Source organism: Rhodococcus sp. G-MC3 (assembly GCF_030063335.1).
Classification (GTDB): Bacteria; Actinomycetota; Actinomycetes; order Mycobacteriales; family Mycobacteriaceae; genus Rhodococcoides.
This window is the reverse complement of record NZ_JASISW010000007.1, coordinates 15,544-28,987: the sequence shown is the minus strand read 5'-3', so window position 1 is coordinate 28,987 and position 13,444 is coordinate 15,544. Positions and strand designations below refer to the sequence as shown.

General features: G+C 63.5%; 7 protein-coding genes and 1 tRNA gene. 3 read left to right on the top strand and 5 right to left on the bottom strand.

What is annotated here, in order from left to right:
- Positions 1 to 2: 2 nt before the first annotated feature.
- The 5 genes from QMK17_RS09345 to QMK17_RS09325 all read right to left on the bottom strand — a co-directional run bounded on the left by QMK17_RS09345 (position 3) and on the right by QMK17_RS09325 (position 6,440).
- Positions 3 to 1,490 carry a peptidoglycan D,D-transpeptidase FtsI family protein gene (locus QMK17_RS09345; RefSeq protein ID WP_283508502.1) on the bottom strand — a complete coding sequence of 496 codons (1,488 nt, stop codon included), beginning with the start codon at positions 1,488 to 1,490 and terminating at the stop codon, positions 3 to 5.
- Positions 1,487 to 2,944: an FtsW/RodA/SpoVE family cell cycle protein gene (locus tag QMK17_RS09340; protein ID WP_283508501.1), complete on the bottom strand. Its 1,458-nt coding sequence runs from the start codon at positions 2,942 to 2,944 to the stop codon at positions 1,487 to 1,489. Before QMK17_RS09340 ends, QMK17_RS09345 begins: the two co-directional genes overlap by 4 nt.
- Positions 2,941 to 4,371 (bottom strand): PP2C family protein-serine/threonine phosphatase, encoded by a 1,431-nt coding sequence (locus QMK17_RS09335; protein WP_283508499.1) that lies wholly within the window; start codon positions 4,369 to 4,371, stop codon positions 2,941 to 2,943. The genes QMK17_RS09340 and QMK17_RS09335 overlap by 4 nt, the downstream gene beginning before the upstream one ends.
- On the bottom strand, positions 4,368 to 4,832 hold the full coding sequence (locus QMK17_RS09330) for an FHA domain-containing protein FhaB/FipA (protein WP_283508497.1): 465 nt from the start codon (positions 4,830 to 4,832) through the stop codon (positions 4,368 to 4,370). The genes QMK17_RS09335 and QMK17_RS09330 overlap by 4 nt, the downstream gene beginning before the upstream one ends.
- A 198-nt stretch (positions 4,833 to 5,030) precedes the next feature.
- The gene (locus tag QMK17_RS09325; protein WP_283508495.1) at positions 5,031 to 6,440 is read right to left on the bottom strand and encodes an FhaA domain-containing protein; all 1,410 of its coding nucleotides are present in this window, start codon (positions 6,438 to 6,440) and stop codon (positions 5,031 to 5,033) included.
- A gap of 164 nt (positions 6,441 to 6,604) precedes the next feature.
- Between QMK17_RS09325 and QMK17_RS09320 the strand changes: the two genes are divergently transcribed.
- The 3 genes from QMK17_RS09320 to QMK17_RS09310 all read left to right on the top strand — a co-directional run bounded on the left by QMK17_RS09320 (position 6,605) and on the right by QMK17_RS09310 (position 13,303).
- A tRNA-Leu gene (locus tag QMK17_RS09320) sits at positions 6,605 to 6,687 on the top strand.
- 582 nt (positions 6,688 to 7,269) lie between these two features.
- Positions 7,270 to 11,859: a glutamate synthase large subunit gene (gene gltB, locus QMK17_RS09315; protein WP_283508494.1), complete on the top strand. Its 4,590-nt coding sequence runs from the start codon at positions 7,270 to 7,272 to the stop codon at positions 11,857 to 11,859.
- Positions 11,852 to 13,303: a glutamate synthase subunit beta gene (locus tag QMK17_RS09310; protein WP_283508492.1), complete on the top strand. Its 1,452-nt coding sequence runs from the start codon at positions 11,852 to 11,854 to the stop codon at positions 13,301 to 13,303. Before gltB ends, QMK17_RS09310 begins: the two co-directional genes overlap by 8 nt.
- Positions 13,304 to 13,444: the final 141 nt, after the last annotated feature.

Genomic DNA, 13,444 nt, shown 5'->3' with positions numbered 1-13,444 from the left:
GGTCACCTCCCCTGCAATCCGGCAGCAATGACTGCGCGTCCGATGGGAGCGGCAACAGAACCGCCCGTGGCCGCAAGAGCGCGGTCGCCACCGTCCTCGACGATGACGGCGATGGCAATGGTCGGCTTCTCGGCGGGCGCGAACCCGATGTACCAGGCATGCGGAGGTGTGTTCCGCGGGTCGGTTCCATGCTCGGCGGTGCCGGTCTTGGACGCTATCTGGACCCCGGCGATCTTGCCTTCGCCGCTTGTGTTGTTCTCGGATCCGACCATGAGGCTGGTGAGCGTCGACGCGACGTCCGGGCTGATCGCCTGGCCCTCCGACTCGGGGTTCGTCGTCGCCAGATTCGACAGATCAGGAGCCTGAAGCTGGCTGACCATGTGCGGAGCCATCCGCACTCCGTTGTTGGCGATCGTTGCTGCAATGACCGCGTTCTGCAGCGGTGACAGCGCGACATCGCGCTGGCCGATACTGGACTGCCCGAGTGCGGCATCGTCGGGAATGCTGCCGATTGTGCTGTCCGCAACCGGGAGCGGAACCGACGTCGTGTCTTCTCCGACACCGAACGCACTCGCCGTCTCGCGCAGTGAATCGGCACCGGTCTTGATGCCGAGTTCGACGAAAGCGGTGTTGCAGGACCGTGCGAAAGCTTCACGCAGAGAGGCGGTCTGGGCACTGCCACAGGTACTGCCGTTGTAGTTCTCCAGCGTGGTGTTGGTGTCGGGGAGCGTGATGGTCGGCGCTGCAGTGAGCTGATCGTCCGGTGTCGTCCCCTTGCCGAGGGCTGCGGCCGTCACCAGAACCTTGAAGGTGGATCCAGGCGGGTAAGTGGCCGAGATGGCGCGGTTCAACAGTGGTTTCGCAGGATCGGCATTGAGTTCGTCCCAGGCTTCGGAGGTTTGCGCACCGTCGTGGCTGGCGAGCAGGTTGGGGTCGTAGCTGGGGGTGCTGGCCATGGCGAGAATGTTGCCGGTCGAGGGCTCGATGGCCACGACCGAGCCGGTGTAACCGCGCGAGGAAAGCTGGTCGTAGGCGACCTGCTGTATGACGGGATCGATCGTGGTGACGACGTTCCCACCTCGCGGATCACGGCCCGAGATCAGGTCGAACAGGCGGCGCCCGAACAACCGATCGTCGGATCCGTTGAGCACCTGATCTTCGGACCGTTCCAGAGCCGTGCTCGAGTAGAGCATCGAGTAGAAACCGGTGATCGGTGCATTGGCCTGCGGGCTGGTGTTCGCAGCCGGATTCGGTGGGTAGGTGCGCAGGTACTTGTATCGATCGTCGGTGGCCACCGATGCGGCGAGGACCTGGCCGCCTGCGGAGATTTGGCCGCGCTGACGGGAGTACTCGTCGAGCAGCACCCGTGAGTTGCGCGGGTCGCTGCGCAAGTCGTCGGCCTTGATGACCTGCAGGTAAGTGGCATTGGCCAGTAGCGCGACGACCATGACCATGACGGCTATGGAGACGCGGCGAAGGGGAGTGTTCATGGGCGCTTCACCATTTCGGTGGGGGCCTCGGCGATCGGCGCTGCCGGCGCCGGCTTCTTCTTCGGCGTCGCAGGCTCGCGGGCGGCGTCGGAAATCTTTATCAGAAGTGCCACCAGAAGGTAGTTGGCGAGAAGCGAGGATCCTCCGTAGGACATGTAGGGCGTGGTGAGTCCGGTCAGCGGAATGAGCTTGGTGACGCCGCCGACGACGACGAACAACTGGATTGCGATGGTGAACGAGAGCCCGGCCGCGAGAAGCTTGCCGAAGCTGTCGCGCACCGCGAGCGCAGTGCGCAGGCCGCGGATGATGAACATCAGATACAGGATCAGAACGGCGGCCAGACCGATGAGACCCAATTCCTCACCGACTGCGGCGATGATGAAGTCGGTCTTCGCGAACGGCACCTGCGAGGGGCGACCGCTGCCGAGGCCTGTGCCTGCCAGCCCACCGGTAGCGAAGCTGAACATCGATTGCACGATCTGATAGCCGGTGTCGTTGTAGTCGGCGAACGGGTGCAGCCAGGTGTCGGTACGGATCTTGACGTGGCCGAACACCTGATAGGCGAAGAGGAAGCCGACAATCAGCAGGCCGAATCCGATGATCAGCCAGCCCACGCGTTCGGTGGCGATGTAGATCATCACCAGCACGGTGCCGAAGATCAGCAGCGAGGTGCCGAGGTCCTTCTCGAAGACGAGGACGCCGACGGAGACGATCCAGACCAGCAGAATCGGTCCAAGGTCACGGGCACGCGGAAAGTCCATCCCGAGGAAGTGCTTGCCGGCGGTAGTGAACAGCTCCCGCTTGGCGACGAGCAGCGACGCGAAAAAGATGAGTAGAAGAATCTTTGCGAACTCACCGGGCTGAAGACTGAACCCTGGCAGCCTGATCCAGATTTTCGAGCCGTTGACCTCGGAGAATGCCGAAGGCAACAGCGCCGGAATTGCAAGCAGGACGAGCCCACACAAACCGACGGTGTAGCCGTAGCGGGCAAGCGTGCGGTAGTCACGCAGGAGAACGAGAAGGGCAATGAAGCCTGCGATCGCCAACGTCGTCCACAGAACCTGCTGGTTCGCATCGGGCGACGGAATTTCCTGCCCCAGGTACAGAGCGGTCTGCTCGTCGGCGAGGTCGAGTCGATGGATCAGCACCAGTCCGAGGCCGTTGAGCAGCGCAACGATCGGCAGCAGCAACGGGTCCGCGTACGGAGCAAAACGGCGGACCGCGAGGTGGGCAACGGTGACCAAGGCGAGGTAGGCGAGACCCAGCTTGGCCAGGTCCCACGTGATGGCCTGTTCCTGGCTGGCCTCCACCAACACCAGTGACAGCGTCGTGATGAGCACAGCGACGCCCAGCAGAAGCAACTCGACGTTGCGCCTGTTGGACTGAACGGGAGCCGGTGCGAATCCGCCCGGCGGGCTCGGAAAGGACGCCCCGGCAGATGGACTGGAACTCATCGAGTACCGGCCCTGCAGTTCTGCCCGGGCAGCTGAGGAGCCGACGGAGCGGGAGTGGTTGTGGGTGCCGCTTCGGTGGTTGGAGCGGGTGGTGCTTCGGGGGCAGGTGCCGCAGGAGCAGGCACTGCCGGTGGTGCTGGTACTGCCGGTGTGGTTTCGGCCGGGGTCTCACAGGGAGGCAATAGATCTCCCGAGGCGAGTCGGTTCATCTGACTGACGGCGTCGTCGAGCTTGCCCGACGGCAATCCGGCCCTGACCTGTTCGCGCGCAGCGGGTGCCAGATCGTCGATCTCGAAAAGGTCACACCCGGTGGGTGCCGATTCCGGCGGCGTCACCGTCATTGCCCCGTCGGCGTCGAGGCAACCGACGCTGCTGACGGTCTGCAGCGAATATCCGAGGATCGAACCGGGAACACCGCGCATCACAGCGACGCGGTTGTCGTCCGCGCCGACGTAGTAGTTGTTCCTGATCGCTGCGTTGGCCACGAATGCACCGCCGACGAGAAGGGCGACGATGACGAGCGCGATGAGCGACCATCGCAGCTTGTGCGATTTCTTTTCCGGCTCCGGCACAGGCGTGGTGATGCGCTTGGGTGTGGTCCGAGGGGGACGCATGGCGGCCGCCCGGCCTGCAGCGGTGTTCGGCGGCGGCGAGTCCTCTTCTTCTTCGGTGCTGGCGGCGCCGCCCAGAATTGGTGAACTCTGCCCGTAATCGAGGTCGATGACGTCGGCGATGACGACGGTGACGTTGTCTGGACCGCCGCTACGGAGCGCGAGTTCGATGAGGCGATCGGCGCACTCGGCGCAATCGCCCTCGTTCATCGTGTTCTCGATGGTCTCGTCGCTCACGACGTCCGACAATCCGTCGGAGCACAGCAGGTAGCGATCGCCCGCCCGCACCTCACGGACGGTGAGTGTCGGCTCGATCTCGTTTCCGGTGAGCGCACGCATGATCAACGAGCGCTGCGGGTGTGAATGCGCTTGCTCGGCGGTGATGCGGCCTTCGTCGACGAGTGACTGGACGAACGTGTCGTCGCGGGTGATCTGCGTCAGTGTGGTTTCGCGGAGCATGTAGGCCCGCGAATCTCCGATGTGCACGAGACCGATCTTCTTGCCCGCGAACAGGATTGCAGTGAGCGTTGTGCCCATGCCGTCGAGCTCGGGTTCGTCGTCGACCTGATCGGCGATGGAGGCGTTGCCCTCGCGGGTCGCGGCCTCCAGCTTGCCGAGAAGATCGTCACCAGGCTCGTCGTCGTCGAGGTGAGCGAGCGCCGCGATCATGAGCTGCGAAGCCACTTCACCAGCGGCGTGACCACCCATTCCGTCGGCCAACGCAAGCAGGCGAGCTCCGGCGTACACGGAATCTTCGTTGTTCGAGCGCACGAGTCCGCGGTCGCTGCGGGCCGCATAGCGGAGTACCAGGGTCACGGGCGCAGCTCGATGACAGTTTTGCCCACGCGTACGGGGGTGCCAAGCGGAACGCGCACTGCCGTGGTCACTTTCGCTCGATCGAGATAGGTGCCGTTTGTGGAACCGAGATCTTCGACGTACCAGTCCCCGCCGCGCGGTGAGATGCGCGCGTGCCTGGTCGACGCGTAGTCGTCGGTCAACACCAGCGTTGAGTCGTCGGCTCGGCCGATGAGTACCGGCTGGGTGCCGAGAGAAATTCGGGTTCCGGCGAGCCCGCCCTGCGTCACCACCAGGTTCTTGGCAACCTTCTGCTTGTTGAACGAAGGGAGCACATTCGAGCCTCGCGAATACCGCGCGGGTACTCGCATTCCCGAAGCTGCGTAGATATCGCTACGAAGTGTTCGGAGAACGGCCCAGACGAAAAACCAGAGCAGCAGAAGAAAACCAGCTCGGGTCAACTGCAGAATCAGACCCTGCACAGCCGTCCACCTCCTTCGTATCGATCAGTGTTCGTCGGTGTGATGATCGATGGGTCCGATGCACGCGAAGGTTGTACACACGCCGCGCAAGGAAGCCGGTTGGATTCCCCCGAGTACGCATGTCGATACCGGCACGTCTTCTCACGCAGCATCCTAGAGGCAAGCTGCGCGTCGCGATCACCATACTGGTGGAGAGGGTTAAACGATGCGGACCAGGATTTCGGAGTGTCCGGCTCTGATTACGTCGCCGTCGGCCAACTGCCAGTCCTGAACAGGTGATCCGTTGACCGTTGTTCCGTTGGTGGAGCCCAGATCGGACAGCATGGCTACCCGGCCGTCCCAACGAATCTCCACGTGGCGACGAGAAACCCCGGTGTCCGGGAGGCGGAACTGGGCATCCTGACCCCGACCGATGATGTTCTGGCCGTCACGGAGCTGGAAGTACCGACCGCTGCCGTCTTCGAGCTGCAACGTAGCGGCCAGACCCTGACTGTCGGCGTAGGCGGGCTCGTCGTAGCCGTAGGCGGGCTGCTGCTGATACCCGGCCGTCGGATACGCAGCCTGCTGGTATCCGTTCTGCTGCGGTGGATAGTCGTAGGCGGGCTGCTGGTAAGCGGCGGGTTCGGAGTACGCGGCGGGTTCCGAGTAAGCCTGCTGGTCGTAGCCCTGATCCGCGTACGCCTGCTGGCCGTATGCCTGCTGCTGGTTGTATGCCTGGCCGTTCTGGTCGTAGCCCTGATCCGAGTACGCCTGCTGGCCGTATGCCTGCTGGTCGTAGCCCCGACCGGCCTGCCCCTGGTCTGCACGGCCCTGGTCTGCCTGACCCTGGTCTGCGTCCTGGTAGCCCTGGCCGTAAGCCTGGGCATCGTATTGCTCGCCCTGAGCGGGGACCTGCGGGGCGGGAGCACCGTATGCGTCAGCTCCGCCCCCGTACGCGGCACCGTTGCGGTAGCCCTGATCCTGGCCATAGGCACGCGGGTCGTAACCGTTCTGATGCGCGTACCGCGGATCCTCGCCCTGGGGCGGATAGCCGTTGCGTGCACGCGGGTCAGGGCGAGAGCCTTCGGCTGGATCGCGTTGCGGGTCGTGGCCTGGGTTCTGCGTCATGTGGCCGGCTCCTGATGTCGACATGGGGTTCGCTGACGGTCGCTTCGGACGGGTCGCTTGGGCGTTGTTGGCTGCTGCGGCACTGCCGGACGCTTGGGCGCTACCCGGTGCAGTCGGTGATCGTCCCACATCAGGGTCGACCGAACTACTGGCCCGGAACTGGCCGGTGTGCAACGTGGGCGACGGTTCGAAACGAATCGCGACCTCCCCGTACGTCTGCCAGCCCTGGTCACGGATGTAATCGCTGAGGTGACGAGAGAACGCTTTGACGGTGAGATCCCGGTCCGCAGCCAACTCGTCGTGATCGGAACTGTTGATGGTGATCACATAGCTGTTCGGTGCGAGGTAATGACCACCGTCGAGCGGGCGAACGCGGTCGGACGCCTCCTGCTGGAGTGCCGCCTCGACCTCCTGCGGCACCACGCCGCCACCGAATACCCGGGCGAACACGTCACCGACCGCGCCCTGCAGCTTGCGCTCGAAACGCTGGACAATTCCCATGGTGACCTCTCCTCCCGATCTGCGGGCCACGAGCGCGCGTGTCGCCTCGAGGTCCTCGTCCCAGCATGATATACGTTGCAGCTTGCCTGTTGGATCGGCTGTGGCGTCTGTGCCACGCGATTTCATCCGTCCCGGATGTGCATGTTAACGTTCACCGGTCACTCGGGCGGGTGGCGGAATGGCAGACGCGCTGGCTTCAGGTGCCAGTGTCCTTCGGGACGTGGGGGTTCAAGTCCCCCTCCGCCCACAACACTGGCCGCAGCTGATTCCATCGCTGCGGTCAGTAGTTATTTCCGGAGAGTTATTTCCGGCGTGTTCCCCTCTTCGGCAGTCGGTAAGTGGCGAGACACACACTCGAACAAGGCCGTTCGGCGCTGTGCCGGTCCGGGATCTACCGCGAATTACACGCCTGTAATCAATGAATTTTCCTGACGGAGCGCGGATCTGGGAACATGTGGGCCCTGGAAGGTGTACTTTTCATCGTTCGGGGTCGAGAAAATGATTCGCTTCGAGGCGCAGGGGCGTGCACTGTGACATCCGAGGAATTGTAAAAGGCCAGGTAGAGGGCCTGAGTAGGCTTACCTTATTTGCGAGATAGGATAGGTACTGACTTATCGTTTGTGGTTGGACCGGCGTACAAAAGCCCGATCCGCCCGTACGAGTCTTTCGAATTACCTGGAGCCAACCTGCTCGAGGCTAGTCGAAGATTGCGGTTCGGGGTGCTGCTTCAACGGCGAACGGCACCAAATCTTGCGTCCCGCGACGGCAGGCGATCTGTGCCGTGCCGATCCGACGTACCTGAAGGCTTGACTTATCGTAAAGGCTAGGTATGAAGCACACTCCGGGCCCCCAAGGCCTCTACGACCCCCGCAACGAGCACGACTCCTGTGGTGTCGCGTTCGTTGTGGACATGCATGGTCGTCGTAGTCGAGACATCGTCGAGAAGGCCATCACTGCGCTGGTGAATCTCGAACATCGGGGCGCCGCCGGCTCCGAGCCCAACACCGGTGACGGCGCCGGAATTCTGATCCAGGTACCGGACGCGTTCTTCCGTGCCGTCGTCGATTTCGAGCTGCCCGCCGCGGGCGCATATGCCACCGGAGTTGCATTTCTTCCACAGGGCCGCAGCGACGCCGCGCGCGCGTGCGAGGGCGTGGAGAAGATTGTGGTCGACGAGGGCATGACTGTCCTCGGATGGCGTGAAGTTCCCACCGACGACTCCTCCCTCGGGGCGCTCGCTCGCGACGCGATGCCGACGTTCCGTCAGTTGTTCTTCGCCGCCCCCGACCGGACCGTTACCGGTATGGCACTCGAGCGCGCTGCGTTCGTCATCCGCAAGCGTGTCGAGCACGAACTCGGCGAAGAGGGTGCAGGCAAAGACGGCCCCGGCCGTGAAACCGTGTATTTCCCGTCGCTGTCGTCGCAGACCTTTGTCTACAAGGGCATGCTGACGACGCCTCAGCTCAAGGGTTTCTACCTGGATCTGCAGGACGAGCGCGTCGAAAGTGCTCTCGGACTTGTGCATTCGCGCTTCTCCACCAACACGTTCCCGTCGTGGCCGCTGGCGCACCCGTTCCGTCGCGTCGCACACAACGGTGAAATCAACACTGCCACCGGCAACGAGAACTGGATGCGTGCCCGCGAGGCACTCATCACCTCCGATGTCTTCGGCGGATCCGAGGCCCTCGAGAAGATCTTCCCCGTCGTCACCCACGGGGCAAGTGACACAGCACGTTTCGACGAGGTCCTCGAGCTCCTGCACCTCGGTGGCCGCAGCCTGCCGCACGCGGTTCTGATGATGATCCCCGAAGCATGGGAGCGTCACGAATCCATGGACCCCGCTCGTCGGGCGTTCTACAAGTACCACTCCGCACTCATGGAGCCCTGGGACGGACCAGCGTCGGTGTGCTTCACCGACGGCACCGTCATCGGCGCGGTCCTCGACCGCAACGGCCTTCGCCCGAGCCGCCTCTGGATCACCGACGACGGTCTCGTTGTCATGGCCTCCGAAGTCGGGGTTCTCGACATCGATCCGTCCAAGGTCGTTCGCAAGGTTCGACTGCAGCCCGGCCGCATGTTCCTGGTGGACACCGCGCAGGGCCGCATCGTCTCCGACGACGAGATCAAGGAAGAACTCGCCGCCGAGCACCCGTACCAGCAGTGGCTCGACGAGGGCTTGACCGAGATCGACGATCTCCCCGAGCGCCCGCACGTACACATGCCGCACGACCGCGTCCTCATTCGTCAGCAGATCTTCGGTTACACCACCGAGGAGCTGAACGTTCTGGTCTCGCCGATGGCGAAGAGCGGTGCCGAAGCAATCGGTTCGATGGGAACCGACACGCCGATCGCTGTGTTGTCGAACCGTCCGCGCATGCTGTTCGACTACTTCTCTCAGCTGTTCGCCCAGGTCACCAACCCGCCACTCGACGCGATCCGTGAAGAGATCGTCACGAGTCTCGGCGGCACCATCGGGCCCGAGGGAGACCTGCTCAACCCAGGCCCCGAGGCGTGCAAGCAGATCGTGCTGCCGACGCCCATCCTGCACAACGACGAACTGGCCAAGCTCGTCCACATCAACGACGACGGCACGCAGGAAGGTCTGCGTTCGGTGGTCGTTCGGGGCTTGTACCCGGTCGCCGAGGGCGGCGAAGGACTGCGAAACTCGCTGGAGGCCATCCGCGCTCAGGTCACCGCTGCGATCTCCGGTGGTGCTCGTATCATCGTGCTCTCGGACCGCGAGTCGAGTGAAAAGCTCGCGCCGATCCCGTCGCTGCTGCTGACGTCAGCCGTTCACCAGCACCTCGTTCGCGAGAAGACACGCACCAAGGTCGGTCTGATCGTGGAGTCCGGTGACGCCCGCGAGGTGCACCATATGGCGCTGTTGGTCGGCTTCGGCGCGGCAGCAGTGAACCCGTACATGGCATTCGAGTCCATCGAAGACATGATCGAGCGCGGCGCCCTCACCGGTATCGACTTCGGTTCGGCCGTTGCCAACTACATCAAGGCCGCTGGCAAGGGTGTTCTCAAGGTGATGTCCAAGATGGGCATCTCGACTCTCGCGTCCTACACCGGCGCGCAACTGTTCCAGGTCATCGGCCTGTCGCAGGAACTGGTCGACGAGTACTTCACCGGACTGAACAGCCACCTCGGTGGCATCGATCTAGAGCAGGTCGCGCAGGACGTGGCAACCCGCCACGGCGTCGCCTACCTGGAGAACCGTCAGGAGCGCGCACACCGCGAGCTCGAGACGGGCGGCGAGTACCAGTGGCGTCGTGAAGGGGAGTACCACCTTTTCAACCCGGACACCGTCTTCAAGCTGCAGCACTCCACGCGCACCGGTCAGTACGACGTCTTCAAGGAATACACGAAGATGGTCGACGACCAGTCCGAGCGCCTCGCCTCACTCCGCGGCCTCTTCCGCTTCAAAACAGGATCGCGTCAATCGATTTCGATCGACGAGGTGGAGCCGGCGTCGGAGATCGTCAAACGTTTCTCGACGGGTGCGATGAGCTACGGCTCCATCTCCGCCGAGGCACACGAGACGCTCGCCATTGCGATGAACCGTCTGGGCGGTCGCTCGAACTCCGGTGAGGGCGGCGAGGATGTCGCACGTTTCGAGCCCGACGAGAACGGCGACTGGCGTCGCAGCGCAGTCAAGCAGGTTGCGTCGGGACGCTTCGGTGTCACCTCGCACTACCTGACCAACTGCACCGACATTCAGATCAAGATGGCTCAGGGTGCCAAGCCCGGTGAGGGCGGCCAACTTCCGGCGCACAAGGTGTACCCATGGGTTGCCGAGGTCCGTCACTCGACACCGGGTGTCGGCCTGATCTCGCCGCCGCCGCACCACGACATCTACTCGATCGAGGATCTCGCTCAGCTGATCCACGACCTGAAGAACGCCAACCCGCAGGCTCGTATCCACGTGAAGCTGGTCTCCGAGGTCGGCGTCGGTACGGTCGCCGCTGGTGTCTCGAAGGCGCATGCCGACGTGGTGCTCATCTCGGGCCACGACGGCGGCACCGGCGCGACGCCGCTGACCTCGGTCAAGCACGCCGGTGGACCGTGGGAGCTCGGCCTTGCCGAGACCCAGCAGACGTTGCTGCTGAACGGACTCCGCGATCGCATCGTCGTTCAGGTCGACGGCCAGCTCAAGACCGGCCGCGACGTTATGGTTGCCGCGCTGCTCGGCGGTGAGGAGTTCGGTTTCGCCACTGCACCCCTCGTCGTGTCGGGCTGCATCATGATGCGTGTCTGTCACCTCGATACATGTCCGGTCGGTGTCGCAACGCAAAACCCGGTGCTGCGCAAGCGGTTCGCGGGTAAGCCCGAGTTCGTCGAGAACTTCTTCATGTTCATCGCCGAAGAAGTTCGCGAGCTCATGGCAGAACTCGGCTTCCGCACGCTGAACGAAGCCGTCGGCCAGGTCGCCCTGCTCGACACCACTGCGGCCAAGGATGCGTGGAAGGCGTCGAAGCTCGATCTGTCGCCGATCCTCGACGAGGTCGAGTCGGCATTCATGAACCAGGACCTCTACAACACGGGCGTTCAGGATCACGGCCTCGACAAGGCTCTCGATCAGCAGCTCATCGCGTCGAGCCGCAACGCTCTCGACAAGGGTGAGAAGGTCACGTTCGAGTCGAAGATCACCAACGTCAACCGCACCGTCGGCACCATGCTCGGGCATGAGCTGACGAAGGCATACGGCGGAGTCGGCTTGCCGGACAACACTATCGACATCACCTTCACCGGTTCGGCCGGCAACAGCTTCGGTGCATTCGTGCCCTCGGGTATGACGCTTCGCCTCCACGGCGACGCCAACGACTTCGTCGGCAAGGGCCTCTCCGGTGGACGCATCATCATGCGGCCGTCGCTCGACGCTCCCAAGGGATTCGTCGCCGAGGACAACATCATCGGCGGCAACGTATTCCTGTTCGGCGCGACGCAGGGTGAAGCCCTCATCCGCGGAGTCGTCGGTGAGCGTTTCGCGGTTCGTAACTCCGGTGCGGTGGCCGTCGTCGAAGGCGTCGGCGACCACGGTTGCGAGTACATGACGGGCGGCAAGGTTGTCATCCTCGGGGAGACCGGACGGAACTTCGGTGCAGGAATGTCCGGTGGTGTGGCGTTCGTCTTCGACCCGAACAAGACGTTCGAGGCGAACCTGAACACCGAGTTGGTCGACATCGAGAACATCGAGGGCGACGAGTTCACGTGGCTCAAGGAGATCGTCACTCGTCACCACGACGAGACGGGATCCGCAGTCGCCGAGCGCATTCTCAGCGACTGGTCACAGCAGGTGAATCATTTCGTGAAGGTCATGCCTCGCGATTACAAGAAGGTACTGCTCGCCATCTCCGAGGCCGAGAAGAACGGCGCGGACGTGGACGAGGCAATCATGGAGGCAGCTCGTGGGTGACCCACAGGGATTTTTGAAGAACACTGTTCGCGAGCTGCCCAAGAGGCGGCCCGTCGACCTGCGACTGATGGACTGGAAAGAGGTCTACGAGGACTTCTCGAAGGACACGCTCCGGACGCAGGCCAGCCGGTGCATGGACTGCGGCATTCCGTTCTGCCACAACGGTTGTCCGCTGGGGAACTTGATTCCCGAGTGGAACGATCTCGTGTTCAAGGACCGCTGGCGCGAGAGCATCGATCGTCTGCACGCCACCAACAACTTTCCGGAGTTCACCGGTCGGCTGTGCCCGGCGCCGTGCGAGGCATCGTGCGTCCTCGGCATCAACCAGGATCCGGTGACGATCAAGCAGGTCGAGGTCGAGATCATCGACAAGGCCTTCTCCGAAGGCTGGGTCACCCCGGTCTACCCGACGCACCTGACGGGTAAGACCGTCGCCGTCGTCGGATCGGGGCCTGCGGGACTTGCTGCGGCGCAGCAGCTCACGCGCGCAGGACACACCGTCACAGTGTTCGAACGTGCCGACCGCATCGGTGGTCTGCTCCGCTACGGCATCCCCGAGTTCAAGATGGAGAAGCGCCACATCGACCGCCGTCTGGCGCAGATGGAGGCCGAGGGCACGGTGTTCCGCACCGGCGTCAACGTCGGAGTCGACATCTCGGCCGACGAGCTGAAGGCTCAGTTCGACGCGGTCGTGTTGTCCGGTGGAGCGACGGCATGGCGCGACCTGCCGATCGAAGGCCGCGAGAACGAGGGCATCTATCAGGCAATGGAGTTCCTGCCGGGCGCGAACCGCGTGCAGCAGGGCGACTACGCCGAGCCACCCGTCACCGCGCACGGCAAGAAGGTCGTCATCATCGGCGGCGGCGACACCGGCGCAGACTGCCTCGGTACCTCGCACCGCCAGGGTGCGGCGAGCGTCCACCAGTTCGAGATCATGGCTCGCCCACCGGAAGAGCGTGCAACATCCACCCCGTGGCCGCTGTACCCGCTGATGTACCGCGTCGCCTCTGCTCACGAAGAAGGCGGCGAGCGTGTGTTCTCCGTCAACACCGAACGCTTCGTCGGCAAGGACGGCAAGGTCACCGGACTCGAGGCGCACGAGGTCGAGTTCAAGGCAGGCAAGTTCGAAAAGGTCGAGGGCAGTGAGTTCACGCTGGAGGCGGATCTGGTTCTGCTTGCTATGGGCTTCGTCGGACCCGAGAAGCCGGGCCTGATCACCGATCTCGGTGTCGACCTGAACGAGCGCGGAAACGTCGTTCGCTCGAACGAGTGGGTCACCAACGTCCCTGGCGTCTTCGTGGCAGGCGATATGGGCCGCGGTCAGTCGCTCATCGTGTGGGCCATCGCCGAAGGCCGCTCGTGTGCCGCTGCCGTCGACACGTTCCTGCAGGGTGCGACAGCGCTTCCCTCGCCGATCGTCCCGACGCTTGCGCCGCAGCGGTAGTTCCACGCAGCGGTAGTTCCACGCAGCGGTAGTTCCACGCATCGATGGACCATGGCAACGGTTAGACAGTTGCCATGGTCCATTCATGCGTTCGAGGGGCATGTGCGTGAAGCCAAAAGCACGTTTTCCCCTCGATAACCT